General features: G+C 51.4%; 23 protein-coding genes and 2 tRNA genes. 15 read left to right on the top strand and 10 right to left on the bottom strand.

Going from position 1 to position 26,846, the window contains the following annotated elements:
* The first annotated feature begins 173 nt into the window (after window positions 1-173).
* The 8 genes from RBT11_04190 to RBT11_04155 all read left to right on the top strand — a co-directional run bounded on the left by RBT11_04190 (window position 174) and on the right by RBT11_04155 (window position 13,583).
* Window positions 174-1,145 carry a membrane dipeptidase gene (locus RBT11_04190; protein ID MDX9785947.1) on the top strand — a complete coding sequence of 324 codons (972 nt, stop codon included), beginning with the start codon at window positions 174-176 and terminating at the stop codon, window positions 1,143-1,145.
* Between the two features lie 59 nt (window positions 1,146-1,204).
* Window positions 1,205-4,561, top strand: a complete 3,357-nt coding sequence (recC, locus tag RBT11_04185) for an exodeoxyribonuclease V subunit gamma (GenBank protein ID MDX9785946.1) — start codon at window positions 1,205-1,207, stop codon at window positions 4,559-4,561.
* The gene (gene recB, locus RBT11_04180) at window positions 4,558-8,193 is read left to right on the top strand and encodes an exodeoxyribonuclease V subunit beta (protein MDX9785945.1); all 3,636 of its coding nucleotides are present in this window, start codon (window positions 4,558-4,560) and stop codon (window positions 8,191-8,193) included. Before recC ends, recB begins: the two co-directional genes overlap by 4 nt.
* Before the next feature lie 4 nt (window positions 8,194-8,197).
* A complete protein-coding gene (gene recD, locus RBT11_04175; GenBank protein ID MDX9785944.1) occupies window positions 8,198-10,129 on the top strand; it encodes an exodeoxyribonuclease V subunit alpha in 1,932 nt (643 codons plus the stop codon).
* 142 nt (window positions 10,130-10,271) lie between these two features.
* Window positions 10,272-11,138, top strand: coding sequence for a hypothetical protein (locus RBT11_04170; GenBank protein MDX9785943.1), 867 nt, complete (start codon window positions 10,272-10,274; stop codon window positions 11,136-11,138).
* A 37-nt stretch (window positions 11,139-11,175) separates the two neighbouring features.
* Complete coding sequence (locus RBT11_04165) at window positions 11,176-12,312, top strand: HD-GYP domain-containing protein (GenBank protein ID MDX9785942.1); 1,137 nt, start codon at window positions 11,176-11,178, stop codon at window positions 12,310-12,312.
* Window positions 12,242-12,769 carry a hypothetical protein gene (locus RBT11_04160; protein MDX9785941.1) on the top strand — a complete coding sequence of 176 codons (528 nt, stop codon included), beginning with the start codon at window positions 12,242-12,244 and terminating at the stop codon, window positions 12,767-12,769. Before RBT11_04165 ends, RBT11_04160 begins: the two co-directional genes overlap by 71 nt.
* A gap of 349 nt (window positions 12,770-13,118) precedes the next feature.
* Complete coding sequence (locus RBT11_04155) at window positions 13,119-13,583, top strand: DMT family transporter (protein ID MDX9785940.1); 465 nt, start codon at window positions 13,119-13,121, stop codon at window positions 13,581-13,583.
* A 198-nt stretch (window positions 13,584-13,781) separates the two neighbouring features.
* Here RBT11_04155 and RBT11_04150 read toward each other — a convergent pair whose 3' ends face one another.
* The 3 genes from RBT11_04150 to RBT11_04140 all read right to left on the bottom strand — a co-directional run bounded on the left by RBT11_04150 (window position 13,782) and on the right by RBT11_04140 (window position 15,601).
* Complete coding sequence (locus RBT11_04150) at window positions 13,782-14,264, bottom strand: pyridoxamine 5'-phosphate oxidase family protein (protein ID MDX9785939.1); 483 nt, start codon at window positions 14,262-14,264, stop codon at window positions 13,782-13,784.
* 326 nt (window positions 14,265-14,590) lie between these two features.
* A complete protein-coding gene (locus tag RBT11_04145) occupies window positions 14,591-15,001 on the bottom strand; it encodes a DUF2784 domain-containing protein (GenBank protein ID MDX9785938.1) in 411 nt (136 codons plus the stop codon).
* Between the two features lie 63 nt (window positions 15,002-15,064).
* On the bottom strand, window positions 15,065-15,601 hold the full coding sequence (locus RBT11_04140) for a hemerythrin domain-containing protein (protein ID MDX9785937.1): 537 nt from the start codon (window positions 15,599-15,601) through the stop codon (window positions 15,065-15,067).
* An 885-nt stretch (window positions 15,602-16,486) separates the two neighbouring features.
* Here RBT11_04140 and RBT11_04135 point away from each other — a divergent pair.
* Window positions 16,487-16,711: a hypothetical protein gene (locus tag RBT11_04135; GenBank protein ID MDX9785936.1), complete on the top strand. Its 225-nt coding sequence runs from the start codon at window positions 16,487-16,489 to the stop codon at window positions 16,709-16,711.
* Window positions 16,712-16,955: 244 nt separating this feature from the next.
* Here the strand turns inward: RBT11_04135 and RBT11_04130 are convergent.
* The 3 genes from RBT11_04130 to tadA form a co-directional block, all read right to left on the bottom strand.
* Window positions 16,956-17,032 (bottom strand) — tRNA-Pro (locus tag RBT11_04130).
* A 111-nt stretch (window positions 17,033-17,143) separates the two neighbouring features.
* On the bottom strand, window positions 17,144-18,433 hold the full coding sequence (locus RBT11_04125) for an adenylosuccinate synthase (protein MDX9785935.1): 1,290 nt from the start codon (window positions 18,431-18,433) through the stop codon (window positions 17,144-17,146).
* 33 nt (window positions 18,434-18,466) lie between these two features.
* Window positions 18,467-18,931, bottom strand: a complete 465-nt coding sequence (gene tadA, locus RBT11_04120; GenBank protein ID MDX9785934.1) for a tRNA adenosine(34) deaminase TadA — start codon at window positions 18,929-18,931, stop codon at window positions 18,467-18,469.
* Window positions 18,932-19,064: 133 nt separating this feature from the next.
* Between tadA and RBT11_04115 the strand changes: the two genes are divergently transcribed.
* Window positions 19,065-19,141: transfer RNA gene (locus RBT11_04115), tRNA-Arg, on the top strand.
* Window positions 19,142-19,317: 176 nt separating this feature from the next.
* Here RBT11_04115 and RBT11_04110 read toward each other — a convergent pair.
* Window positions 19,318-19,833 carry a cobalamin B12-binding domain-containing protein gene (locus tag RBT11_04110; GenBank protein ID MDX9785933.1) on the bottom strand — a complete coding sequence of 172 codons (516 nt, stop codon included), beginning with the start codon at window positions 19,831-19,833 and terminating at the stop codon, window positions 19,318-19,320.
* A 244-nt stretch (window positions 19,834-20,077) separates the two neighbouring features.
* Here RBT11_04110 and RBT11_04105 point away from each other — a divergent pair, with 244 nt between their 5' ends.
* The 5 genes from RBT11_04105 (at window position 20,078) to RBT11_04085 (ending at window position 23,491) form a co-directional block, all read left to right on the top strand.
* Entirely contained in the window at window positions 20,078-20,653 is a 576-nt protein-coding gene (locus RBT11_04105) for a flavodoxin family protein (GenBank protein ID MDX9785932.1), read from the top strand.
* 41 nt (window positions 20,654-20,694) lie between these two features.
* Window positions 20,695-21,450 (top strand): sugar phosphate isomerase/epimerase family protein, encoded by a 756-nt coding sequence (locus RBT11_04100; GenBank protein MDX9785931.1) that lies wholly within the window; start codon window positions 20,695-20,697, stop codon window positions 21,448-21,450.
* 290 nt (window positions 21,451-21,740) lie between these two features.
* The gene (locus RBT11_04095) at window positions 21,741-22,310 is read left to right on the top strand and encodes a flavodoxin family protein (protein MDX9785930.1); all 570 of its coding nucleotides are present in this window, start codon (window positions 21,741-21,743) and stop codon (window positions 22,308-22,310) included.
* A 78-nt stretch (window positions 22,311-22,388) separates the two neighbouring features.
* A complete protein-coding gene (locus tag RBT11_04090) occupies window positions 22,389-23,033 on the top strand; it encodes a cyclase family protein (GenBank protein MDX9785929.1) in 645 nt (214 codons plus the stop codon).
* 62 nt (window positions 23,034-23,095) lie between these two features.
* Window positions 23,096-23,491, top strand: coding sequence for a hypothetical protein (locus RBT11_04085; protein MDX9785928.1), 396 nt, complete (start codon window positions 23,096-23,098; stop codon window positions 23,489-23,491).
* 102 nt (window positions 23,492-23,593) lie between these two features.
* On the opposite strand, the gene RBT11_04080 is transcribed toward RBT11_04085, so the two are convergent.
* From RBT11_04080 to RBT11_04070, 3 genes are all read right to left on the bottom strand, one after another.
* Window positions 23,594-24,913, bottom strand: a complete 1,320-nt coding sequence (locus tag RBT11_04080) for a TRAP transporter large permease (protein MDX9785927.1) — start codon at window positions 24,911-24,913, stop codon at window positions 23,594-23,596.
* Entirely contained in the window at window positions 24,910-25,398 is a 489-nt protein-coding gene (locus RBT11_04075; GenBank protein MDX9785926.1) for a TRAP transporter small permease, read from the bottom strand. The genes RBT11_04080 and RBT11_04075 overlap by 4 nt, the downstream gene beginning before the upstream one ends.
* 77 nt (window positions 25,399-25,475) lie before the next feature.
* Window positions 25,476-26,495: a TRAP transporter substrate-binding protein gene (locus RBT11_04070; protein MDX9785925.1), complete on the bottom strand. Its 1,020-nt coding sequence runs from the start codon at window positions 26,493-26,495 to the stop codon at window positions 25,476-25,478.
* Window positions 26,496-26,846 lie beyond the last annotated feature (351 nt).

Below are 26,846 nucleotides of genomic sequence, written 5' to 3'. Positions count from 1 at the left end.
TGCCCCTGCATGTCATGCGCCGTCATGTCATTCACCGGCGTGTCACGCACCATCCTGTCATGCACCCATGTGCCATGCACCGTCTTGCCACGGACCGGCCTAAGCAAAAAGGGTGAACGGCCAATCGGAGCGGGAAGGTAGCGATATCTTCCCGCTCTTCTTTTTGAGATAACATGATGGAAAAAACATTTTCAGACAGGATTCCCGTGATAGACGGTCATGTGGATCTTTTATACAGCCTGATGCGATATTCGCCCGGCACGGCGTTTTCGGCGTTGACCGACGGCGAGATAACCCCCGACAGGCTTCGGGAAGGAAACGTGCGCCTGATCATTTCGGCCTTTTACTGCGCCGACCCTCACAATGGCCCGGTGACAGCGCGCGCGCATCTGAACGACCTATATGCGCAAGCCCAAACCCTGCTGCGCGGTCTGACCCCGATTCTTTCTGCCGGTGATTTGGAACAGACCTGGCGCGGCACGGGCGAGCCGGGTGTTCTCTATTTATTGGAAAATGCCGATGCGCTGGTGGATGAGAATGTCAGCCGGTGGCAGGCGCGTGGAATTCGGGTGGTGGGGTTGACCCATGCCGGAGAAAATCGCATCGGAAGCGGCAACGGGGTGAATTCGCCGGGCGGGCTCACAGCGGCGGGCCTTCGATTGGTGCGGGAACTGGCGCGGTTGGGAATCGTGATCGATGTGGCGCACTTGTCGGACCCGTGCTTTTGGCAGTTGATGGACTGCTATAGCGGCCCATTGATTTCATCCCACACGGGCTTCAGGCGATTTTGCCATTTGCCGAGAAATTTATCCGACGAACAGGTTCGCGTATTGATGGATAGAAACGGCATGATCGGCGTCAGCGTAAACCCCGATATGCTGGACAAGAATTTGAGCGCCGGCCTGTTTCAGGTGGTTGAACAAATCGACTGGCTGGTGCAGCAATACGGTGACCATCAAGTGGCGATCGGTAGCGATTTTGGCGGGTTCGAATCGACCGCCCCCGGAATGGAGCATCCCGGTAAATTTCAATCGCTTGCCGGCGGCTTGCAAGCCATCGGCTATTCGCAATCCGCTGTAGAAAACATTCTGGGCAACAACTGGTACCGGTTTTACAAAAAGCTTCTTTCAAAAACTGTTCTGTGACGGAACTTGACCGGGTCGAGCATATTTCTAAGTAGCCCGCGACACCGCAAGGAATACCTATGTTATTGGTTTACCAGAGCAATCAAATGGAAAGGCTTGTGGACGGACTGGCCGAAGTGCTCAGTGCGCCACTGCCGTCACCGCATATGCCCGAATGGGTGGGCGTGCAGACGCAGGGGCTCGGCGTTTGGCTGGGATTGGAAGTATCCCGGAGGACCGGAATCTGGGCCAATGTGTATCAACCCTATCCCAGAGCCCTGATAGAAAACATTTTTCATGCCGTCATGGGCGAATCCTGCCCGGATACCAGCCTGTTTGAACCAAATGTTCTCACCTGGTCGATCATGGACCTCTTGCCGAAGCTGCTGCGTCGCCCGGAATTTGGTACCCTGTCTTATTATCTGGCGGACGATAGCCATGGCATCAAACAATTTCAGCTGGCCCGGCGCATTGCAGATACCTTTGACCGGTACGCCGTGTATCGGCCCGACATGGTGCTGGCATGGGAAACGCCGGGCGGAACCGCTTCGGTTACACCGGAAGACAGTTGGCAACCGGTGCTTTGGCGGGCGCTGGTTGAACAACACGGCCGGGTGCACGTTGCTGCCGTGACCAAGCTGTTTTTTAAGCTCATTCAAGATGGAACCGGGCGGCTTAAAGACTTGCCTCACCGCATATCTCTCTTCGGTATTTCTACACTGCCGCCACTTTATCTGAAAGTGCTTTCCGCGCTCCCGGATGAAATTCCGGTTCATCTCTTTTTACTCAACCCGTCCAGGGAATATTGGGCCTATGTTCAATCCAAAAAAGAAATGCTTCGAGAATGGAGCCGGGCGGGGGCAGGGGAGGCCCTGGTGGATGAGGCCCTCTATATGGAGGAGGGGCACGCATTGTTATCTTCTTTGGGCAAGTCGGGAAGAGATTTTCAATGCATATTGGAAGAATCAGCGGACTATGTGTCGCCGGCCGAAGAACTCTATGAAGACCCTGAAAGAGCGGGTCAGCCGAATCTGCTTCACACGATACAATCCGACATACTGAATCTTCGCCTGCGGCGAATCGGCGCGGTGCCGCCCCTTGCGATGCCATCCGATGACGAGTCCATAAGGATTCATAGTTGCCATGGTCCCATGCGGGAAGTGCAGGTGCTTCAGGATCAGCTTCTGAATATTTTTCATCAAGATCCCACCATTTCTCCCGGGGATGTGGTGGTGATGGTACCAGATATTACCGAATATGCCCCTTTCATCGAAGCGGTCTTTAGCACGTCAGCCCCTTCGGAGAACTTAATTCCCTATGCCATCAGCGATCGCGGGCGTGCCGAGGAAAGCCCGGTCGCGCAGGCGTTTCTTCAGCTTCTCGGGCTTGCCCGAACCCGGTTGCAGGTAAGGGACGTACTGGATCTGCTTGCCTTGGAACCGGTAAGGCGACGATTTGCGCTCTCGGTTGAAGAGCTGGAGACGGCCCGAAAATGGATCGCCGAGACCGGTATCCGCTGGGGGCAGAATGCAGCGCACCGGGCGGCTTTTGGGCAACCGGCCGTGCATCAGAATACCTGGCGGTTCGGGCTGGACCGGCTGCTTCTGGGCATTGCCATGCCGGCGCAAAGCGCACCCCTTTTCGGCGGGGTGTTGCCCTACACGGAGATCGAAGGAAAAGAAACCGAATGCCTCGGCAAGGTGGTTGATTTTTGCGAAACGCTTTTTCCCATTCTGACAGGGCTTCTGGAGAATCGAACCGCTGCCGGCTGGCGTGAATTTCTTCTGGAAATGCTTTCCAGCATCGTGATGAACGATGATGAAACAGCCCGTGAGCATTTGATGATCAGGGAACTTTTGAGCACGCTGGCACAAACGGCTTTGACCGGTGGGTTTGAAGCGCCGTTTGGGTTGAATGTGATTCACCAAATGCTGGTGGAAGCCTTCAAACAGCGCCCGTCCGTTCATGGCTTTTTATCCGGCGGAGTGACCTTTTGCAACCTGCTGCCCATGAGAAGCATTCCGTTCAAGGTGGTCTGCCTTTTGGGAATGAATGACGGCGCTTATCCTCGAAACAGGCAGCCGGCCGGTTTTGACTTGACGGGCGTTACGCCGAGAAAAGGGGATCGGTCGGTACGGAACGATGACCGGTACCTGTTTTTAGAAGCGCTTCTCTCGGCCAGGAACCGCTTTCTTATCTTTTTCGTCGGGCAGGCCATTCGGGATAATACACCGATGCCGCCTTCGGTGGTGGTGGACGAGCTGTTGGATTGCATCGAAGAAGGGTTTTATCTTGAGCTGAGTGCAGCCGCCGAGATGAATAGAACCTTGCGGGATCACCTGGTGATTCGCCATCCGCTGCAGCCCTTTGACCCGGCGTATTTTCAAGCGGGCCAGACGGAACGATTCAGTTATTCCGAGGCACATCTTAAGGGCGCCATGGCCCTTGCAGGACCGAAACGAAATCTTTCACCGTTTTTTTGCGTGCCGCTTTCAGAACCGGACGCATTCTCCGATTCGGTTCATTTGATGGATCTGGAGCGGTTTTTCAAGCTGCCGGTCGCCTTTTTGCTTCAGGCCCGGCTCGGTATCGTTTTTCAGGGACCCCCCGAAGAAATTGACGACAGAGAACCGATGTCGCTAATGGGAGTTCGTCGCCATTTGATCGGGGAAGACCTTTTGGCCGGATGGGTTGCCGGTCGGGAGATGGCGGACATGCTGCCGGTCATTCACGGACAAGGCGTGCTTCCCCCGGGAACCCCTGGGGAATGTCTGCGGGATGATCTTCTCAGTCAGGTTCAACCCGTTGCGGCGGCGGTTCGGGAGGCGCTCACGGAGACACCACTGGCACCCCTCAGCGTTTCACTTTCAATCAACGGCGTCCAACTCGTCGGTGAGATGGAGAATCTTTATCCCTCTGCGCGGATTTGCTGCACCTTTGGCGCCGTGACGGAGCGGCGGAAAATGGCGCTCTGGATTTCCCATCTGATTCTCAATTGCACGACTCAAGCGGGAATTCCCAAAAAATCCATATTGATCGGCCGAAACAAACAGGGGGCAGAACGATACGAACTGGCGCCGATACCGGAAAAGGCCCCCTCTTTATTGCTGGACCTCCTTCGACTCTATCGGTTGGGGCATCGCGTGGCACTCCCGTTTTTCCCGGTTGTTGCTTATTGCTATGCATCGAGTTTCAAGCGCGCAGACCCGGCGAATGCGCCGAGTGCGGCCATGGCGGCTGCCCGGAAAAGGTGGCGGGGCGGAAGATTTTCGCCTGAGGCGGAAGGGGATTCTCCTGTGGTTCTTAAGGTATTCGGAGACGCAGATCCGCTCGGGTTCGACCCGAAGCAGCCGGAATGGTCCTTTCCGGAACTTGCGATGCGGGTGTGCGGCCCTCTTGTCGACGCTGAACTATCGCTGAACGGGGGCGATTCATGAAGCGATTGGATGCAGCGACCATTCCCCTGGGCGGCACGCAGCTTATTGAAGCCGCCGCGGGCACCGGAAAAACCCACACCATCGGCTCTCTCTTTTTGCGGCTGGTGCTAACGGGGTATCCGGTAAACGAAATCCTCGTGGTCACCTTTACGGAAGCTGCCACCGCGGAGCTTCGGGAACGGCTTCGCGATCGTCTGCGAAAGGCATTGTCGCTTCTACGGGAAGAATGTAAGGACCAGGCGCTGCTCACGCCCGTCGGCGGAGATAGGGACAAGGCCGTCCGTTTTCTGCAGGCGGCCCTTAGCGGGTTTGATGAGGCGTCCGTCATGACCATTCACGGGTTTTGCCGGCGAATGCTGACGGAAAACGCATTTGAAAGCGGTGTGCCGTTTGACATCGAACTTCAGACTGATTCCCTACCCCTTTATGAGGAGGTTGCGCAGGATTTTTGGGCGCTGGCGGTCTATGAAATGCCGGCAATGCTGGTTCGCTACCTGCAGGAAAAAAATATGTCGCCCGGCGTCCTGGCGGCGTTGCTTCGCCGAGTGGCCGGAAAACCGGATCGCGTCCTTTTGCCTGCAATTTCAGCGGAAGCAACGAATCCGGCCGCCTTGGACCGTTTGTATGGCGAGGCCAGGCGCCTTTGGCTAACATGTCAAGACGAGATCAAGTCGCTGTTGACAACGCACGCAGGCGTTAATCGCCAAAGTTACAACAAGGCGAACCTGAAGCGCTGGCTGGACAACGTGGCCGCCTATTTTTCAGGTGAGCGCGCATCAACACTGCCGGGTGAAATGGATCTTAAGAAGTTTACCCGCTCCATTCTGGCGGAAAAGGCGATAAAACTAAAAGGGACACCGGCACCGCTATCCCATCCCTTTTTTGACCACTGCGAGCGCTTATGCGCGGTGGCTGATCAGTGGCTGCCCGCGTTTCAGCAACGATTTATCGAGGAGGCGCTGCTTGCTCTTGAAAAGCGAAAAAAGGACACCTCCGTTCAGTTTTTCGATGATCTGGTTTTCGCTCTGGACCGGGCCCTTGCCGGTCCGGGTGGCGCGCTTTTATCTGAAAAAATTCAAAAGCGTTTTCGGGCCGCCCTGATTGATGAATTTCAGGATACCGATCAGGCGCAGTATCGAATCTTTCGGCGGGTGTACCAGGGCACAGGTGCTCCCTTTTTTCTGATCGGTGATCCCAAACAATCGATTTACGCTTTTCGAGGCGCGGATATTTTTGCCTATCTTCAGGCGGTGTCGGATGCCGAGGGCGCCATTTACAGCCTTGATACCAACTGGCGTTCGGACCCCTCGCTGGTTGCGGCTGTCAATGCCCTCTTTGACCCGGAACGGGTGCACCGGCCCTTTGGCCTGAAAGAAATTCAATTTGCGCCCGCCATACACAGGGACGGTGCGCAGGATGAATTGAGAATCGATGGAAACCCGGCTGCCGCCTTCGAGTTTCTTTTTATTGAACGGAATGAAAACACGAGCGACAAAAACGGGCTGATACCCAAAGAATGGATGGAAGCGCAATTGCCGGGACTGGTCGCGCGGGATATTTCCCGGCTAGTATCGGGAAACGCCCACCTGACCGGGCGGAAAACGCCACTTGGTCCGGGAGATGTTGCCGTTCTGGTGAGAACCAATCAGCAGGCCGGGCGCATTCAGGCCGCCATGCGGCGGGTCGGGCTTCCCTGCGTGATCACCAGCGGGGACAATGTGTTTGACACGAAAGAAGCGGTTGAAATGTGGCGGATTCTGAAGGCGGTGTTGAATCCGGCCGACGATGTGCTGATTTCAAATGTGCTTGCCACGGATTTATTCGGCCTGTGCGGCAACGACATCGCAGTCCTTCGCAGTGAAGACGCGCAGTGGGCATGGTGGGCGCTTTGCTTTCGGGATTGGCATCGCCTCTGGCATGAGTCCGGTTTTATTCGAATGATTCGCGCAGTGTTTTCTCTTGAGCCGCCGCATCGGTCCGTTCCGTTGCTGCAAGGCTTGCTCCAGCTTGTGGACGGGGACCGGCGGGTAACCAATTTTCAGCATCTTTCCGAATTGTTGCATGCCGCCAGCAGCCGGAATCGCTTGGGGCCGGCCGGGCTTTTGGGTTGGATCGAACGGCAGATTTTCGGGCGAAGGGAGGCTGCCGATGTGAACGAATTGCGGCTGGAAAGCGATGCCATGGCCGTGCAGGTTGTGACGATTCATAAAGCCAAGGGGCTTCAATACCCAGTCGTCTATGCGCCGTACCTGTGGGACAGCAGCCTGTATCATATGAGCCGCCCGCCCGTCGTCTGCCATGACCCGTTGAACACGACCCGAACGCTGTTTGATTTCGGCTCTGATCAGTTGAGTGACCATATTCAGTTGGCTCGATTCGAAGAAATGGCCGAAAATCTGCGGCTTCTTTATGTCGCCTTGACTCGTGCCCGGCATGCCTGCCGGGTGGTGTGGGGGGCGGCGAATTCTTTTCAACAGTCCGCCCTTGGATACTTGCTGCATTCGATTGAGGGCGATACCGGTTTGGATGCCATTGCCCGACATATGGCGGCGCTGAATGATTCTCAAATACTATCGGATCTGCAACGCCTCGCGATTCATGCCAAAGGCGCCATATCTTTTCGACCGCTGACGAGTGAGGCGGCTTGCCGCTACGAAAGAGCGCCGTATGAAGGGCAAAACCTGGTTGCCCGCAAAGCCCGACGCGTTTTTGTGAAGCACCGGCGTATTGAAAGCTATTCACGATTGGTTGCGGAAACAGCCCATGTGTCCTTCATGGAAGAAAAAACCGAGTTTGACCATGACCAGCGCATCGGCATTTCCCAGACTATGGGGATGGATGCGGCCGATCATGATACCGGCGAGCGCATATTGCTCGCGGATTTCAGCCGGGGCGCTGAGGCCGGAATCTTTTTTCATACGCTTTATGAGCACTTGGATTTCACGACGGCCGATAAGCATGCATTCACGTCACTCGTGTCGAATCAACTTTCCGCGTTCGGATTTCAGGCGCCGCAGTGGCTTGATACCGTCGTGCATGCCCTTACCAATACGCTTCATTGCCCGCTGGATGCGGATATAATGGGGCTCTCGCTCAGTCGAATATCCGGTGCGAATCGCTTGAATGAACTAGAATTTGTGTTTCCGGCGACAGGTTACCCCGAAAGGGAAGGGCGAATCACCGCCGCCGGATTAGCCGCTGTTTTCACGGCACATGCCGGACAATGCCTTCCTTCGGAATATATCACAAGGCTCTCCCGGTTGCAGTTCCCGGCCATCGATGGCTTTCTCAAAGGGTTTATGGATCTGGTGTTTTCATACCACGGCAAGTGGTATCTGGCGGATTATAAATCGAATTATCTGGGCGACACCGTCGGTCATTACGGTCGGGATGCGCTGTTGCGGGCCATGGCAGATCATCATTATTTTCTGCAATACCATCTCTACACGGTGGCCCTGCACCGGTATCTGGGCACGCGGGTGCCGGATTATGACTATGATACCCACTTCGGCGGCGTCTATTATTTATTCATCAGGGGCATGGCGCCGCAGACCGGGCCGAATATCGGCGTGTACAAGGACAGGCCGTCAAAGGCGTTTATCACCGCGCTTTCGAATTTGTTTTGGGGATAAAAAAATGGGTGTCATAAATAAGGGACAATCGCCGTCGCCGTTTCTGGAAAAATTATTTCGGTCTGGCTATTTTTCGGCCCTTGATTATTATTTTGCATGCACGGTGGGCCGCTTGGCCGAAGAAAGCGACCCCATGGTGCTGACGGCGGCCGCACTGGCAAGTAGGGATACGGCGCAGGGGCATATCTGCGTGAATGTGGCGCGACTGGCCGGTTGCCCGGTTTTCAGCGAAACCGGCGAGGCCATGCCGGGGATGCTGTGGCCGGAAAGATCGGCCTGGATCGTCGCCCTGGCCAAAAGCCCTTTAGTGGCTAGAAATGAGGCGACAGCCCCCCTTGTCATGGATTCGGCCGGCCGGCTTTATCTGGCCAGGTACTGGGATTATCAGCAACGGCTCATTCACCAATTGCGTCAACGGGCCGCTCACGGCGCGATCAACGTGAACGAAACGCTTTTGTCCGAAGGGCTTAACCGCTTTTTTTCAGAAAAATCAACGACTGAAGGAATGGACCGGCAGCGCATGGCGGTTGAAAAGAGTGTTCGAAATCGACTGACGATTGTATCCGGCGGGCCCGGCACTGGAAAAACAACGACGGTCATACGAATGCTGGCCCTGATTATCGATCAAGCCCTGAACCGGGACGGGACGTTGCCGAGAATACGGCTGGCCGCGCCCACCGGAAAAGCGGCCGCGAGGCTTTCCGAGACGATCGGCGCAGCCAAGACCAGGGATAACTATTTGCGGAACCATTATTCCCCCATTCTTGAATACATTACGGAAAAAGCCGAAACCATTCACCGGCTTCTTGGCGTCAGGGGAAAGGGGACCGGCCGGTTTCACCACACTGCGTCCAGACCCCTTCCCGCCGATGTGCTGGTTATCGACGAGTCCTCGATGGTCGATCTGCCCCTGATGACCCGGCTGATCGAGGCGGTGCCCGCGAAAGCGCGGCTTATTTTGCTTGGAGACAAGGATCAGTTGTCATCCGTGGAGGCTGGTGCGATTTTGGGGGATATCTGTCAGGGCGTTGATTTGGAATTACACCGGCCTGTCGCGCAAACAACGGCGAAGGCTTCCGATATGGGCAACGGGATCAGCCACTGCATCATTCAGTTGACGCACAGTTACCGCTTCGGATTTCATAGCGGTATCGGGCGGCTTTCACGGGCCATCAATCGAGGCGATGCGGAGGATGCGCTGGCATGTCTGAAGGATGATGCTTGTAGAGACGTGTCACTGATCGAGGCAGGCAGTCGGAATTTGTTGCGGCAGGTGTTGCCCGTCTTTATTGAGACGCACTTTATGCCGCTGATGAAGGAACAAGACCCACTTGCCCGCCTCCTTCAATTTCAAACTTTTCGGGTGTTATGCGCGCACCGGAAAGGGCCGGCAGGGGTCGAAGCCGTCAACGCCGCGGTCAGGGAAATTATCAGACGAAACCTCGGCGCCATTCGGCAGCCTGCTGCCAACGATGAGGGCCATCCCATTATGGTAACGCAGAACGATTATCAACTGGGGCTTTTTAATGGCGATATCGGTATCATAGGCGCGTCTCCGGCAGAAGAGAATCAATGGGGGGCTTTTTTTCAGGGCGCCGGTCAATCGCTGCGATATATTTCGCTTTCAAAGCTTCCGCAATATGAGAGCGTGTATGCCATGAGCGTTCATAAGAGTCAGGGGACCGAGTTTGACCATGTTTTGTTGATTCTGCCGCCGCGGCGCTCCCGAATCATCACCAGAGAATTACTTTACACCGCAATCACCCGTGCGCGTAAAAGCGTTGTCATTTTTGGTGAGGCCCCTCTGGTTCGGGAAGCGGTTCAAACGCCTGTTCAACGGGCTTCGGGAATAGGGGATCAACTCTCACAAAAAACGTTCGGCACCGGTTTGTCCGGAGATGAAGAAAAGGCAATGAAACTCCCCCCCGGGGGGTAACGCATTTTTTTTATTGATCCAATTCAGCTTGTGATATGTATGAATCAAGGAAGAGCGCCCTGATTCGCCACATAAATAGCGATTTGCAAGTTTTTCAACGACAAAGATATCCCGTTCTTGATAAAAAAGGAGGCGCTAAATCATGGGTGACATTGGCAAGGAATTTTTCCTCAGTCGCAGCTTCACGGGACCAGCCCCTTACATGGGTACGCATGGTATACCGGTTCCCAGTCGTCTTCATGTTCTTGAACATAAAACCTTCAGAAAGGGCCAGGGCCCCGAATTTCGTGATTTTTTGCTCGGAAAGATCAAAACCGGCGAACGAAAACCGAGAGCGTTGCCGAGGCAAGTGGCCAACAAGGTGGCTCGTTGGGTGAATACATACCGCAAAAGACAAGAGGGGCGCGGCACAGCCTATATTCTCCAAATCATGGGGCAGGGGGCCGGGACACTCCGATGGTCCCTTGAGCGCAGCGTATCTTTAAGAGAGGCCCGCTGGAACGCGGTAAAGAAAAATCCGCAAATCCGTGAACTGAGAGACGCTGGAAAACACGTTGCCCTCAAAAGCGAGATGGATAGTCTGCGAATCCGGCACTGGTATCGGAATCTGCATTATCGCATTTTCATCACGGCCTTTGACAGCGAAGAGGCGATGAATGATTGGAACCGATGTTATAGCGGACGCGACCTCTGGTTGCAGCAACAGGCCAGAAGATCGCTCCCACCGCATGAAAAAGAAAGCTTCTGGTTTGATGCCTTGGGCTGGCAGAAAATTCCGAATGAGTTTATTGCCAGATTAAAGGACGATGCAAAGGCGCTCGTATTTCCATCCGCCTTTAAACAGATGCGCCAGGCGATAGCCCGGGCACCTGGCGGTTGGCTTCTTCTGGTTCCTGCTGCGGGGTATGATTTGGCAGCGCAAGACGACAGGCATGGCCCGCAAAATCATGTGTGGACAAAATACCGTTCCTTTCTGCGAATCGAATTTTTCGAGGGATCAAAGGAATAGGAGAGCAATTAATCTGAATTGCCCAAATAGCCTAACAATGGAACCGTCTTTTCCTATAAAACAAAAAAAAGATATTTCGTCAGAGTGGTTGCACGCACTCGTGGAATCAGCGCTTGATGGCGTTATCACAATGGATGACAAAGGTAGAGTGATAGCCTTTAATCCTGCTGCGGAAAAAATTTTCGGTTATCATAGTGATCAAGTGGTGGGTCGCATGGTTTCCGATATCCTCATTCCAAAACCGCTGCGTAAGCGCCATGAAAAAGGCCTTGAGCGCTTTCTTTCCACGGGAGAAAAAAAAATTATCGGTCGTCGATTGAAAGTAACCGCCATGCGGGCCAATCAATCTCTTTTTCGCGCAGAGATGGAGGTGATTTCGGTAAATCCCGAAACGACACCGGTGTTCATCGCTTACCTCCGCGATATCTCTGAGCAAGAACGGGTTGAAAAGGCTCATCGGCAATACACGATGAATATCAAAAAAACGCTCTTGCAGACCATTCTTGCCATATCGCGCACCGTTGAAATTCGAGACCCATATACCGCTGGTCACCAGCGCCGGGTAGCCCATTTGGCAGCAAGCATGGCCCAGGCACTGAAACTACCTGAAGCGCGTGTCGAAGGAATTTTTCTCGGATCACTCCTTCACGATATCGGCAAAATCGCAGTGCCATCTGAAATTCTGTCACGCCCGGGGAAACTCATGGATGAGGATATCAATTATCTTAAGATCCATTGCCGCAAGGGCTATGAGATACTAAAACCTGTCGACTTTCCGTGGCCGGTGGCTGAAATTGCCCTTCAACATCACGAGCACCTGGACGGATCAGGGTATCCTCAAGGATTAAAAGATGGAGAAATCTTACTTGAGTCACGGATCATTTGTATTGCTGATGTCGTGGAATCTTTAACTGCCCATCGTCCTTATCGTCCAGCCCGCTCTATTGCCGATGCGCTGGCATTGATAAGTAACCGGGCCGGCCAATGGTATGAATATCGAATGGTTGCTGCTTGCAGAGGGCTTTTTGAAAGCGGTTATCGTATCGATTCAATTGATATAGATGAGTTGACATGGCTATCATCGTTGGGTGGTGGGAGCGCTATTGAAAAAGGAGGAGATAGGTATGAAACTTTTTCAGGGACTTTTGATATTTGCCACTTTCGCAATCGTTAACCTCGTGTGTTCAGCCATGGCGCAGCAACCACAGAAGCAAAGCGACAATTGGCTTCTGGAGGCAAAAGATGACACCGAGCGGTTTAAGCGTGTCCAACAAATGTTTGGCGGATTTTCGGCATCGATGCAAGTCGTTGGTGAACGGTACGAAAAAACTTACGACGCCGTCGCTGAAGGCAATTTCGATTTAGCGAACTACCATTGGAAAAAAATCAAGGAAGCAATCGAACTCGGTTATTTCAGGAGACCTGCGCGGGAGGCTAATTCCGTTGCCCTGTTCCTTAAAGGCCCCTGGCCATCTACCGCTGAAGCAATCACCTCAAAAGACAAGGAAAAGGCGCAAAATGCTTTTCTCTCTGCACATTCGGCCTGCATGGCATGTCATATGGCGGAAAATGTGCCGTTCATGAACAAACAACCGCTATTTCGGAAAACCAATTCTTTTTCAAAGCAGTAATTGAAATAATCGGATGAAGCGCTTAGTGCTATGCCCATAATGACTGGCCATAGATCTTTAACGACAACAGTAACCTGACCTCCGCTATCCTGGACAGGCTGTTTCAGCGCGCTTAACCCATGCTTGTGGAAGGTAAAAGTTATCGTATGAAAGATAAAATTGAAAGCGGTTTTTAATATGGCGCCGGAATCTGGAAAACCGGTTCCGGCTGCTATATTCCACATCAAATTGTGCTGGCATTTTCAACCCACCATTAAACTGAATTCTGGCTCCTGAATTCTGTATTCCTGAGTAGTTACTGATAAATTTCATTATATCATAGGATCATTTTTCTTTTTCGGACTCAACATTGCTACAATTTTTAACAGGGGGGGAAATGGCCAATCTGAATTTACTGGCAATCATGTTCTGCGCGGGCGTAACAATCGCCTTGCAACCGTCGATAAATGCGAGGTTAGCGCAAAAGGTGGGGGTGCTGGAAAGCGCATGTATCTCTTTTGCAGTCGGAACACTCGCCCTTCTATTGATTGTATTGCTGACCGGCAGGGGGACCGTCAGAGGGCTTGGAAATGCCGCATGGTGGGAATGGACCGGCGGGATACTCGGAGCGATTTTCGTGTCGACCACTATCTTTGTAGTGCCGCGCATCGGCACTACTGCGGCCATGGCCGCCACCATCGCGGCGCAGCTGATCACCGGCTTAATTCTCGACCATTACGGTGCGTTTGGGTTAAGGGAAATCCACTTCGACCTGAAACGGGCACTGGGTTGCGCACTCCTTGCCTACGGAGTGATCCTGATTGGGAAACGCTGAGTCTAGCCCGGCATAGCCGGAAGCTGGGCGGCTGGGATGCTTGGCAGCTAACAACCTTCTCCAGTGATACACGCTTTTTCCTGCATGTTTCTGATAAAGGGCCTAAAACCGGCAGCGCCTTCGCCGTTGCGAAAACCACGGAAGATTACGAGGCCCTGTTTCCCTGGAATCTGGATACAGAAACTATCGTCGCTATGTTTAGTCCGTCAACCACAGCCCATTGGTCATTTGTCTGAAATCGACAGGCGCAAATCCATCAAAGTACAATTCTCTGGCATAGGAAAATTTCGCCCACAGTATTTTATATCCTTTGGACCAACGAAAAAATTTGACCTGTCGGTGCCATCTCGCTATCTCCTGTTCTGTGACTGGCCGCCTCTTGCCCGCTCGACCGTAAAGCCTCACCGCAGGAGGCTTGGAAAATCGACCAAATGCAAGAGCCTTGAGCCAGTTCAAATTATATTTCACCGCATATACGCAAATTCTATTATCATTATCAAGATTTATGGGAAGCTGAACCGGAAATTTTTCTAAATAATATCCGGTGCAATCTTTTCGAAGGTAGATTGAGCCAATCGGTGAAATATGCGGGCTGCCGTCTTCATTGATTGAAGCGATGACCAAATTTATATTGCCCCGGAATATCTCCTGAATAAGGGGCCAGTTTTTCTGGATGTCCATTTTATGTCTCCTTTTGCCTTGTCCCCTGGCACAGTTTCTGAAGCTCGGTTTCATCCTGCCAAAGGCTGGATTCCTATGTTTTTTGCACTGCCGAAACGAATCAATTTCATGAATTTTATATGCGTCACTTGGGTATGCTTAAGCCCCAGGGCAAAAGTCAAAAGACCATTAGAGGTTGTTGGCTTCAACTGAATCAGGATTCAAACCCTCCCCCATTCAAAAAAAGATATCTGCCTAAACAAAAACACCGCTCAAATTCCGGCGGACTCGTCTATCCCCAGGATAAGGTCGTGGATCGCTTCGCTCTCACGATCTATCCTTATTTGTTAGGCATCGCTGTTCTTGCCATTGCCCACCCGAGGCGGGAAGCGCCACCATGCCCAGACGACAAGCAGCCCAAAGCCTGTGTAGGCCAGAACAAAGATCCACATGGGCGCCTCGTAGTACAGGACGCGTTGTACCCAGTGCTCGACGAAACTGCGTTCGTACCCGACTTGCCCTGCTTGCTCCCGCAGGGCGGATTCAAGCTCCGTGAGCGCGCAGTGTTGACCCAGCCAAGCCTGCAGGACCACTACACCGATGGCCGCAAGGTGAGCCAATCGCCACCAGAGGCTGTTTACCCAGGACCAGCCGAACTTGTTGCCAACAAGAATGACCGGAGGCCCCACAACGACGAACAAGACAACTCCGAAGTGGAGCAGCAAGACCGTGTCCGCAAGGGCTTGATAAGGCAACATCGGTTCCTCCCGCGACGCCTAATGATGGGCATCACCTGGGGCAGCGTGGATGTTCGGGATTTATTACCGATCTTCAAATCCTTCAACCAATGATTTGTATTTTTCGTGAATCATGTTCCGATCAAACTCCCAAAACTCTGCCAGCAAGGCCTGATCCTCTTCATCAGTAAAGTAAGTTCTGGATAAGGGGAAAAAAATCTTATCTTCCTTCTCGATATGTCTGGGGTAAAACTCGGTAAGGGTTTTAAAGTTGGCGGCAATGTCGGCCAAGGCAGTCTCATCCCCCTTCCGGTAGAGGTTGTTGGCTTCAACAAGCGCTTTGGTTGTCTGGCGCCCAAACAAATGCTCCTCGATCAGTTCTTTCATGATTTGACTGTCTTCTGCTTTCAACGCTTTTTTATTCAGTTCTCGAAAAAGAATATCCTCCTCCTTTCCGTGATGCGTCCGATCGGCGTAGACCCGGATGAAATCAACCGCAATATCCACGAACACAGGATCTACCGCGTGTTTCGATTCGATTTTGGCCAAGACGCCTTTAATAACCGAAAGCATTCGTTCAATCAGACGATGTTCTATCATGAGTGGGCCTCGAGCTTGCATATTAGTACCTCCTTTTTGTATTCCCGAACGCTATATTGTGCAGCGCTGCTTTTTGGGTCCGCAACAGTGAAATGATAATTGTTATGGCCGTGGACGAAAGCGAAACCGTCATTGCCAGATTCCCGCCCTGATATTTTTCCGTTCTCCGACGAGTATTGTAAGCTCGCACAATAAAGAGAATCAAAAAGGGAGGCCTTTATTAGAATAAATGAACAAACAGAGAAATATTGTTGAATTAAACGAGACGCTTTTCAGCGGCTTTTTTAATTTTGAAACGGGCGGCGGGCATGCCGCCCGTTTCATTTTCCGGGATTCAGTAATTGATCCCTTACACGAATGCGAAAATGTTACTCTTTTTCTCTGTAATTCTCAAGGAGCTTTCTGACGAGCTTTATGAGAAGGGACGCGACTATCCATGGCCCAGGCCCCAAAAATGTCCGAGGTGCGGCACCCATGTGATTTGGGGGCATGGTTTTGTCAGCGCCATTTTTGATGACTTTAAAACCAGCCTCTTTTCCTTAAGCGGTTCCGTTGTCCGATTAAGACCTTCCGGGTATTTTTCTCGTTTTCAATCCACCTTCGGCATCGTACGAGAAAGTATCGCACCGAGGATAAAGGCGTCTGGCTCAAGGAGCTTCCCAGGAGCCGTCAAGCCCATTGGTGGCGGGCCTTGAAACGCCGCATCGCGGCCTTTTTCGGCAATGCCTTTCAGGGGGACGATGCCGGAAGGCTTTGACCGGCTTTACACCCCTGGGCGGTCGCCGGTTTGCCGGGCCATTTAATCCAAAAACAGTTCCGGAAACGTTGCAACCTAACGAACAGTGCCATTTTAATGCCCCGCCATCCGTCGTACTCAAGGGCAAAACAATAGACGGAGGGCTTTTTATGACTGAAGAAGAAAAAATGCAGGTTGCGTTAATGGATCGCGCTACCGACCGGGTGGGATATCTCATCCGGGATCTCCTTTACATGGGCCTTCCAAAGCTCGCCACCGAAATAGAACTCTTTCGGGATTGGCTGAAGGTCCGCCTGGAGTTCCACAGGGACGTTCCTACAAGAAAACCCGAACGCCACGAAGATATTCCGTTTTACGTTTTTGAGAGAGGATAGGGCAACGCCGGGAAGCGACCCGAGTGCCCGCGAAAGACCGGGGGAGAGATGGGGGCCTAAAAACCTCAAGTTGTTTCAAAATAAATAGAAAATCATGCATCAAATAATCTGGAAATAAACAAGGGGTTGGTGTCGGATATTTTTGTCCGGGCAGCTTGTTCTTGTTGATCAGCCTGATCAACAAGTGGTCAACACGTTAAAGCGGATAAAAAAAAATTAATATTTTGTTTTATTTCGGGAAAATTGGTCGGGACGGCAGGATTTGAACCTGCGACCCCAGCGTCCCGAACGCTGTGCTCTACCAGACTGAGCCACGTCCCGACGTGGTGGCACTTTTATGCCACGAGCTTTTTTTTGTCAATAGGTTTTGATGAAAACATTCATATTTTATATCTCTTTAGAGCGCGGAGCAGGGTGATCGCATGTCCAGTTTTAGTCAAACGGGTTGTTTAGCACGATGGTCTGCTCCCGATCCGGTCCCACGGAAATAATATCAATGGGGGTCTCCCCTAATTCCTCAACCCGTTTCAGATAGTTTTTGGCGGCTTCCGGCAGCGCGTCATAACTGCGAATAATTGATATATCCTCGGACCAGCCGGGCAACGTTTCGTAAACCGGTTTGCAATTGGCCAACACGTTAAGACTCGTGGGAAAATGCGTCAACAGACTGCCGTTATATTCATATCCGGTGCAAATGTTTAAAACATTCAGGCCGGTTAATACGTCCAGCTTGGTAATCGCCAAGCCCGTCAACCCGTTCAACCTGGCCGCGTTTTCAATCAACACCATGTCCAGCCACCCGCAACGCCGCCGCCTTCCCGTGGTAGCGCCGAATTCCGCCCCTTTTTTCTGAATGTAGTCCCCGATTTCATCCTCCAGCTCCGTAGGAAAGGGTCCTGCCCCCACGCGTGTTGTATAGGCTTTGACGATTCCGACCACATGGCTGATGGCCCCAGGGCCGATACCGGCACCGCAGCAGGCATTGCCGGAAACCGTTGCGGAAGAGGTTACAAAGGGGTAGGTTCCATGATCGATATCCAGATGCGTTCCCTGCGCCCCCTCAAACATGACCTGTTTGCCGGATTTCACCGCATCGCTCAACACAACGGAAACATTGGTGATATAGGGTTCCATCCGATCGGCAAATTTTAAAAACTGCTCGATAATCGGTTCCTCCGGCAACGGGTCGGCACCGCAGAATGTTTCCAGAAAGAAATTCTTTTCTTTCAGAATACTGATAATTTTATCCTTCAAAAGATCTTTTTCCAGCAAGTCCGCACAGCGAATGCCGACCCGGGAGGCCTTGTCCTCATAAGCCGGCCCGATGCCACGACCGGTAGTGCCGATTTTATCTTTGCCCTTTATGGCTTCCCTGGCGATATCAAGGGCTTTATGGTAGGGCATGATCAAATGCGCCCGGTCACTGATCAGCAGCTTTTTCGGGCTGGCATCGATTCCTTTTCCGGTTAGATAATCAATCTCTTCCAGAAGAACCTCGGGGTCCACTACCAGACCGTTTCCGATCAGGCAGAGCTTTCCCTGAATGATGCCCGAAGGAACCAGATGGCTGATAATTTGCTCGCCTTTGACCACCATGGTATGGCCGGCATTATTGCCGCCCTGAAAGCGGGCGACGACATCGGCTTGCGCTGACAGAAGATCAACAATCTTACCTTTGCCTTCATCGCCCCACTGGGTTCCCACAATTATGATATTTGCCACGAGATGCTCCTTTACCTCATGCGTCCTTACAGTTTATGTTTTTAATCGCTTGGTTCGAAAAAAAGCCTGCATCATTCGGCGGCACTCGGCCTCGCGCACGCCGCTGATTATCTCCGGATGATGGTTCAAGCGCAAATCTTGCGCAAAGTGATACAGGGAGCCGGCCGCCCCCCATTTCGGGTCCATTGCGCCAAACACCACCCGCGCCACCCGGGCATGCACGATAGCTCCCATGCACATGATGCAAGGCTCAACCGTTACATACAAGGTTGTGTTCAACAGTCTATAATTATTTTCAATCTCAGCGGCTTTTCGCAACGATAGTATCTCGGCGTGCGCCGTCGGATCTCGAAGCGTGATGATCATATTATGCGCACTGGCTATAATATCGCCCGTTGCGCCGACCAGCACAGCACCTACCGGAACTTCATCCTTTTGTCCAGCCTTTTGTGCTTCCTCAATGGCGCGCGCCATCATCTGTTCATGAAGAATGTTCATATTTTATTTTGCCAACTTATCGTCGTTTGATTATCCTTGACCCGCAAGTCGTTACTGCCAACTGTCAAAAAGCGTTGACAACCGCATCCGTATAGCTTATGAACGGTCCGAAATTCAAATGTTAATTTGTTCTGCGCCCGTAGCTCAGCTGGATAGAGTACCGGACTACGAATCCGTAGGTCGCAAGTTCGAATCTTGCCGGGCGCGCCAGAAATTAAGGGGCTACGACTAGTTGAGTCGTAGCCCCTTTTTGTGTCGCAGCTATATATCGACTTTTTGTCGCTGGGGTCACAAGCTTTTTCAGGAATCAGGCCGACTTGTGAGCTGATGAATTGCGTCACCTAATCTTAGAAAAATTTTGCAGATAATCTCAGCAAAATGGTTGTTCACAGCACGGTGTTTAATAATAAGCGTATAAACCCAGATACATTCCGGGCCACAAAATCGATCCCCACTCGTTCCTGAAACTCCGGATCAATTTGAAACACCGGGCCGCCGGCGATGATTTGAATGCGTTTAGGCAAACATTTCCGAAGCGCAGTCAACTCATCCTCCGTGTCGAACTGCAATACGGTGAGTCCAAGATAATTCGGGTGAAATGCCTTGCAGGCCGCAAGAATTTGTTTCTGGCTTTGAAGCAGTCCGGAAAAACGGGTTTCGACTCCCAACACTTCGGCATATTTGAGAATGAGCTGAATGCCGTGGCCCCACCCATCATCCATGGTGGCACCCAGCATGCGCGGCGCGTTGTCCCAAAGGCCGGAAATGCGCTGTTCCTTCCGCCATGTTAACAGCGCATCAGCGGTTTCATGAAGGGTTGTGCGCGCTGGTACACCGGTTTGTTGCCATGAGGATAGCAACAAGTTGATTTTACTCAGAAGTTTCCCAGAAGTGTCTTTCATTGATAGTTTCTGTAATCCTCACAAGCAGTTGACATTGAAATCGGCGTCATTTTTACGGAAAGACGATTTGTTTTGTCGGGTACAAGGGTGAAAAAATAACAGGTGAACTTCCTTTTAAGCAAGCAGGTTTTGCCCTTTTTGGCCAACTTTTTATTATTGGTTGACGGTTTAGAAATCGGGTGTGTATAGTTTTTAACAGAACAATTTTTCAGAAAAGGCCTATCACCAGCGGGAGGTAACGGCAATGAAGGTGGTTGCATTTAACGGGAGCGCCCGAAAGGATGGGAACACTTCCATTCTCATCCATTATGTGCTGGCGGAGCTTCAGAAAGAGAGAATTGAAACGGAAGTGTTCAACTTGAGCGGCCGGAAAATTCACGGCTGTATTGCTTGCCAAAAATGCTTTAGCAATAAAGATCGGCGCTGTGCCGTAACGGATGACATTCTCAACGAATGTATTGAAAAAATGCTCTCGGCTGACGGTATTATTTTAGGTTCTCCCACCTATTTCGCCGATGTCAGCACCGAGATGAAAGCCTTGATCGACCGTGCCGGATACGTGGCCAAATCCAACGGCGATATGTTTCGGCGCAAATTGGGCGCTGCCGTTGTGGCGGTGCGCAGGGCCGGTAGTGTTCATGCATTCGGCACCATGAACAATTTTTTCCTTATCAGCCAAATGATCATCCCCGGCGCAAATTATTGGAACATGGGTATCGGCCGTGATAAGGGCGATGTGGAAAAAGACGCGGAGGGCATTGCTACCATGAAACTGCTGGGTGAAAACATGGCTTGGTTGATGAAAAAGTTGAATAGCTGAACAAACGGAATACCAAGAGGTCACTTGTGATGAAAATCGGTATGATGAATGACCCAGCCCGGTCGGTTTATGATGAGGTCGTTTTATTTGGAGAGGCGCAATTTGATTTCGTGGATCTGACCATCGAGGGCCCTTGCGCTTGCCATGTAGATACGGTCAAACTGCTTGCGATTCTTGAACGGTATGGCCTGGGCGTTACCGGACATACGGACCCTTGTTTACCGTATGCTTACCCGATTCAGGGCGTCCGGGCGGCCTGTCTGAAAGAGCTGGAACGTTGTGCTGTCCTTTTTAAGAAACTGGGCGCCCCAGTCATGAATATTCATCCCTGCTATTTTTCACCGCCGGCCATGAAGGGAAGACTGGTCGAAATGAACATCGAGGCTCTGAAACCCATCGTTGACATGGCCGCTTCGCATGCGCTGACAGTGGTGCTGGAAAACTTTAAAGCCCCTTTTGACCGAGTTTCCACGTATGAACGGATTCTTTCCGAAGTGCCCGGCCTGAAAGTGCATCTTGATTTCGGCCATGCCAACTTGGGCAAGGATAATCATGAGGTCTTCTGCGACCGGCTCGGCACGTACATTCGGCACGTTCACTTTTCGGATAACCGCTCATGGGCCGATGACCACATGCCCTTGGGCGTCGGCAATATCGATTGGAAAAATGCGGTGAAGCATTTAAAGGCCTCGGGTTATGATGAAACGATCACCCTGGAAGTTTTTTGTAAAGATCCGAATATGAGATTCCAATATTTAAATATCTGCCGCCAGATGGTTTTGAATTTCTGGAATTAACGGGGAGTGGGGGGGAATGGAAGAAAGGCTGAATATCGATCAAGTCATTGCAAATATTCAAGGTGAGACCTGATTCAACAACCGGATTCGATTGATTTGACCAAAGAGGATTTAAACAAATCCATGCTCCAGATTGATCGCACGAAGCCACTGGTAACACCTAAAAAAGCCTATGATTGCATGCCTCCTTATTTAAAGGCGCTCGCTTTTTCGACCGCATCCGCTAATCTGCGCAATTAGTCGGAATGTTGTTTTTGCGACACTTCTTGTTTGACGGAAACGGAGGAACCATGAAAAAAGTACTCACCTTACTCGGAAGCCCTCAGAAATCGGGGAATACAGCCAAAGTTCTTTCCTTGTTTGAGGCGCGAATAAAGAGTGACCTGGACGTGGAACGGATCAACATTTGCGAATTGACGATTCACGGCTGCCTTGGGTGCTATGCCTGCCAGCGAGAGTCGAATATCCCCGGGTGTGTTCAAAAAGATGACGCGGAAACCGTATTTGGAAAATTTATGGCCGCCGATGCGGTGATATACGCCTCCCCGCTCTATTGCTGGGGGTTTACCGCACAGCTCAAGGCTTTTATCGACCGCCATTATTGTTTTGGTAAAGGGTATGGCAGTGACACATTCAAGTCCCTGATTGCCGGCAAACCCACGGCGCTGTTGGTGACCTGCGCCGGGGCGATCGAGGGGAACGCCGATTTGATTCAGGTGGCGTTTGAGCGCTTAAATGAATTCTATTCTACGCGAATAATCGGGAAATATCTTCTCCCTTACTGTAAATCGCCGGAAGAAATCGGCGAAAACGGCATTCGAATCGCTGAAAAAATGGCCAATGATTTTCGATACATATAAAAAAGGCTTGTTATTATAAAAAAAAGTAGGGCAGATGATTGCTCCGGCCCGATGGCCGGCCGGGATTGGCTATTTTATATGAAGATAATGGATCTAACGCACACCATTTCTCCGGGAATGCCCGTCTATCCGGGAACCGCACCGCCGGTTTTCGCCGTCAGCAGTGCGCTTGAAGATGCCGGATTTTTGGAGCGGAAAATCACCCTGTGTTCTCATACCGGAACGCATGTGGATGCTCCCGCCCACCTGCTCGGTGAGGGGATAACACTCGATCGGCTGCCGGCGGACCATTTTTTCGGCAAAGCCGTATCTTTGGATTTAACGCATCTGCCTAGCGGATTTATCGATAAAAATGAATTGAAGCCCCATGCCGAAGTCATCGGTTCGGTCGAGTTCGTGTTGCTCTGCACGGGGTGGAGCCGGTATTGGGGCAATACAACCTATTTTTCGAATTATCCCGTGCTGAAACCGCAGGCGGCACGCTGGTTGAGTGAATTTAATCTCAAGGGCATCGGAGTGGACGCCATTTCCGCGGATTCAGCCGATTCGGTCGATTTTCCAATCCATAAGATCTTGTTACGCCGTCATATCATCATCATAGAAAATTTGACGGCATTGGACCAATTGGGCGGTGATCCGTTCTTTTTTTCATGTTTTCCCATGAAATTCGAGGCCGCAGACGGATCCCCTGTTAGGGCGGTTGCAATGCAGCCATTGGTATAACATTTAAGGTTGCGAAGAAGAAGGAACGCTCGCGCCAGGTGGGAGCGGTGAGGGAGGAGAAAATGAAACTGCCGAAGACCGGAGACATGATCACGACTGAAAAAGCCCTTGAGATCTGTAAATTTTACGGCATGGAAAACCTGGTGCAACGGATAACCCTTCATTTCGATGCTTATAAGCCCTGGGTATTCGACGGTTGCTCCATGCTGCCGGACAAAATGGTGGCCGCCATGACCGGCATTAGCACCCTGACCGAAATTTGTCTTCGCCATGATCTGCGGTATGCCTATGGCGAACCCGGAAACCGCGAAGAGCGCTTGCGGGCCGACTATATGTTGGGTCTTGACTTGCTGGACGGGGGCGCGAATGCCATCGTCTCCAAGGCTTTTTTTGATGGGGTTCGTCTTGGCGGGGGTGAGTCGGGGTATTCCTTTTCATGGGCGTTTGCAAGAAAATAGGAGGGATTCCATCCCCGGCATTTATGAAATTTTGTAACTACTCAGGAATACAGAATTCTGGATTCTGTCTCCTGGCTACTGAGGAGTTACAAAATTTTTTCCTCAGTACATCAGTTCGGGCAACCAGGTAATGATTTTCGGGAAAATAACCATCAAGAGCGTGCCGACAAGCACAGCAAGAAGGAAGGGAAAGATTCCCTTGAAAATTGTTTCCAACGCGATACCACCGGGGATAACGGTTTTTGACACACCGTAAACCACGTATACATTGATACCGACCGGTGGGGTAATAACCCCCATCTCCGTCACCATCACAATGATGATTCCAAACCATATCGCATTATAACCCAGCTGTTCAACGACCACCGGAAAAAAAATCGGAATGGTGAGCATGACCAGTGCCAGGGAGTCCATTATACAACCGCCGAGAAAATAAATTAAAATAATGACACCCAGAATTAACACTGCCGGCAAGTCAAGTCCACCTACCCATTGCGCCAGATCAAAAGGGATTCGTGTCACGGCAAGGAATTTGCCGAAAACGGTGGCTCCAGCGATCAGAAACATGACCATGCAGGATGTGCGAAGCGTTTCGTAGAGCGCTTTGACGAAAGCGGCACCTGAAAGTCTACGGCGAACCACGGATATGGCTAACACCCCGAAGGCACCCACCGCCGCAGCTTCGGTAGGGGTAAAAAGCCCGGCAAAAAGACCGCCGATAACCAGAATGAACACAAGCGCCGTATCCCCTAATCCGGCAAGGGCTTTAAGTTTTTCAGCGATAGAATATGATTTTCCCTTTGGCCCGAGTTCGGGTTTCAGGCGGCATTGAATATAAACGGTTAAAATAAACAAGGCGGTGATGAGCAGGGCTGGAAGAATACCGGCCACGAAGAGTGCGCCGATGGACTCCCCCGTCAAAATACCGTAGACAATCAATACCACGCTGGGCGGCATGATCATTCCTAACCCGCCGCCCGACGCAACCGTTCCGGCCCCCAATTCATCCGCATAGTTGTATCGCCGCATTTCAGGCAGACCAACGGTGGCCATGGTGGCGGCTGTGGCAGGGCTCGATCCGCAGACAGCGCCAAATGCCGTGCAGGCCGTGACGGTCGCGATGGCTAACCCTCCCCGGGTGCTGCCGAAAAATTTATTGGCGGTATCATACAGCCGACTGCCGATGCCACTGTTAAATGCGAATTGCCCCATGAGAATAAATAGGGGAATCGTGGTCAATCCGTATGAGGAAAAAGTTTCATAAATACTTCTAGATAAGAGAGTTAACCCGCCTTTCGTGGAAATCATCAAGCTGAATCCACCCCACCCCACCAACGTCATCACATATGCCACGGGCATACGCGTCATAATGAGCACCAGCATGATGAAAACACCAAGAATACCCGCCAGGGTGGGATTCATTTGTTGCCAACCCTTCTTGTTATGGTGGTAGCGATTTCTTCAATCATGGTCAATACGAGCACAAAGAAACAAAACGAGGCGATATACATGATGATGTGCTCCGGGAACTCAAGATTCATGGACACTTCCCCGGATTCTCCGATAATTTGCGCATATATATACATTTGCCAGGTGATGACGCTGCAAAGAACAATGCCGATGATATTCGTCGCTATTTCAATTAAATCTTGTGTCATTTTCGAAAAACGCCGAATAAAAAGTTCAACACCGATATGCCCGTTCATCTGGTGTGTATATGCCAGGGATAAAATGACGGTCAGAGATGCTAAAAATCCCGTTATTTCCACAGACCCGAAAATTGGATGTTTGAGGTATCTACCCACAACATCAACACAGGTGATTGCCATCATCCCGGTGAGCGCCGTGGCGCCCAAGACTTTCAAAAGCGACCTTATTCCGATCAACACCTTTAATATGGTATGCATATCAATGCGCCGTGTATTTATGGCTCTTAGCTGAAAGAGGCCGAGAAAAAGAATCCCGACCTCCTTTATCTGCAAGGCTATTTTGCAGTAACTTGCTGTGCAATAAAATCTACGATTTCATGAGCGTTTTCAATACCTTTTGCTTTAGCGTCCTTTACATAATCGGAAAGGATCGGTTCAACGGCCTTTTTACAGGCGGCTTGCTCATTCGCCTTAAGCCCGACGATCTGACCACCCTGGTCAAGGAAATATTTAATTCCCTCCATATCACTGGTATCCCAGGCTTCTGCGTGTTTAAGCGCCCATTCGGCATTGATCTGCTCGATGATGGCTTGAACGTTTCCAGGTAATGACGCCCATTTGTCTTTATTCATTACCACAAAAAAAGTCGTGGTATAGGCGGTACTAAATGAGCCGGTGGCATAATCAAGCACCTCGCCCAGCCGCCATCCTTTGTTCGATTCAAAGGGGTGCATGGAGCCATCGACCACGCCTTTTTGAAGCATCTCATAGTTTTCGGGCATCGGCTTGGGAACCGGCATGCCCCCCAAGGCGCTGACAACCAACGCGCTGGTTCCGGTGGCTCTGAATTTTAGGCCTTTCATATCCGCCATCGCATGAACCGGCTTTCCTCTGGTATGCACCAGTCCGGGGCCATGGGCATGAAGGTACATGACGTTGACGTCATGGAACTCCTTGGGGTTGAATTTTTTAAGGACATCATTGGCGACATTCGTTGCCATGAGCCCGCTGGTATATCCCATGGGCAGATCGACGGCCGCCATCACCGGGAAACGTCCTCGAGTGTACGACAAGCAAGATAACCCGATATCGGAGAGTCCTTCAACCACGCCGTCATAGCACTGTTGCGCTTTGGTAAGCGTTTGACCCGGATAATACTCAACCTTCACCTGACCATCGGTTCTTTTTCCCACTTCCTTAGCCCATTCTTCAGCGAGCTTGCTCTGAATATGCGTCGGCGGGAAAAAACAACTGTAGGTTAGTTTGGTTTCCGCTCGGACCGCAGGAACATTGACGGAAAAAATTGCCAGCCCGAAAAAAACAACCATGGTAATCAGCGCTGCCTTTTTGTTCATTATTTCTCCCTATGTGTTGTGGTTAACGATAGCGTTCCCGGTCTCATCAAAAATCCTCCCGGGGCTTGAAGCAAGCGCATAAAGCGCCTTTTTAGCTTTCCTTATCCGGTTTCGGCACAATGCGCAAGTGACGCATGCCTATATTTTAAAACAAGTGGTTGGATACCGTCCATTACGCCAGCATAGTTGCTTGCATTGGCCCAATTTCTCCAATACAGCCCTTGATCAAATTCGAAAAGCGCTTTATAAAGGCAATCAGACTGCGTATTTTGTATCCTATTAATATTTTTATCTAATTGCATATTGTCAGGGCCGCGGCATGTGATGATGACGGCGGTTCATCGGGTTACC

It is taken from the genome of Desulfobacterales bacterium, from assembly GCA_034003325.1.
Lineage (GTDB): Bacteria > Desulfobacterota > Desulfobacteria > Desulfobacterales > JAFDDL01 > JAVEYW01.
The sequence above is the reverse complement of the archived record's forward strand: the minus strand, read 5'-3'. Positions and strand labels throughout refer to the sequence as shown.

Coding starts and splice junctions, on each gene's coding strand:
- RBT11_04070 (MDX9785925.1), bottom strand. CDS start 26,495: ATGAACAAAAAGGCAGCGCTGATTACCATGGTTGTTTTTTTCGGGCTG.
- RBT11_04140 (MDX9785937.1), bottom strand. CDS start 15,601: ATGCAAGCTCGAGGCCCACTCATGATAGAACATCGTCTGATTGAACGA.
- recC (MDX9785946.1), top strand. CDS start 1,205: ATGTTATTGGTTTACCAGAGCAATCAAATGGAAAGGCTTGTGGACGGA.
- RBT11_04165 (MDX9785942.1), top strand. CDS start 11,176: ATGGAACCGTCTTTTCCTATAAAACAAAAAAAAGATATTTCGTCAGAG.
- RBT11_04085 (MDX9785928.1), top strand. CDS start 23,096: ATGAAACTGCCGAAGACCGGAGACATGATCACGACTGAAAAAGCCCTT.
- recB (MDX9785945.1), top strand. CDS start 4,558: ATGAAGCGATTGGATGCAGCGACCATTCCCCTGGGCGGCACGCAGCTT.
- RBT11_04100 (MDX9785931.1), top strand. CDS start 20,695: ATGATGAATGACCCAGCCCGGTCGGTTTATGATGAGGTCGTTTTATTT.
- RBT11_04075 (MDX9785926.1), bottom strand. CDS start 25,398: ATGCATACCATATTAAAGGTGTTGATCGGAATAAGGTCGCTTTTGAAA.
- RBT11_04110 (MDX9785933.1), bottom strand. CDS start 19,833: ATGAAAGACACTTCTGGGAAACTTCTGAGTAAAATCAACTTGTTGCTA.
- RBT11_04190 (MDX9785947.1), top strand. CDS start 174: ATGATGGAAAAAACATTTTCAGACAGGATTCCCGTGATAGACGGTCAT.
- RBT11_04145 (MDX9785938.1), bottom strand. CDS start 15,001: ATGTTGCCTTATCAAGCCCTTGCGGACACGGTCTTGCTGCTCCACTTC.
- RBT11_04105 (MDX9785932.1), top strand. CDS start 20,078: ATGAAGGTGGTTGCATTTAACGGGAGCGCCCGAAAGGATGGGAACACT.
- RBT11_04135 (MDX9785936.1), top strand. CDS start 16,487: ATGACTGAAGAAGAAAAAATGCAGGTTGCGTTAATGGATCGCGCTACC.
- RBT11_04090 (MDX9785929.1), top strand. CDS start 22,389: ATGAAGATAATGGATCTAACGCACACCATTTCTCCGGGAATGCCCGTC.
- RBT11_04080 (MDX9785927.1), bottom strand. CDS start 24,913: ATGAATCCCACCCTGGCGGGTATTCTTGGTGTTTTCATCATGCTGGTG.
- tadA (MDX9785934.1), bottom strand. CDS start 18,931: ATGAACATTCTTCATGAACAGATGATGGCGCGCGCCATTGAGGAAGCA.
- RBT11_04095 (MDX9785930.1), top strand. CDS start 21,741: ATGAAAAAAGTACTCACCTTACTCGGAAGCCCTCAGAAATCGGGGAAT.
- RBT11_04170 (MDX9785943.1), top strand. CDS start 10,272: ATGGGTGACATTGGCAAGGAATTTTTCCTCAGTCGCAGCTTCACGGGA.
- recD (MDX9785944.1), top strand. CDS start 8,198: ATGGGTGTCATAAATAAGGGACAATCGCCGTCGCCGTTTCTGGAAAAA.
- RBT11_04150 (MDX9785939.1), bottom strand. CDS start 14,264: ATGGACATCCAGAAAAACTGGCCCCTTATTCAGGAGATATTCCGGGGC.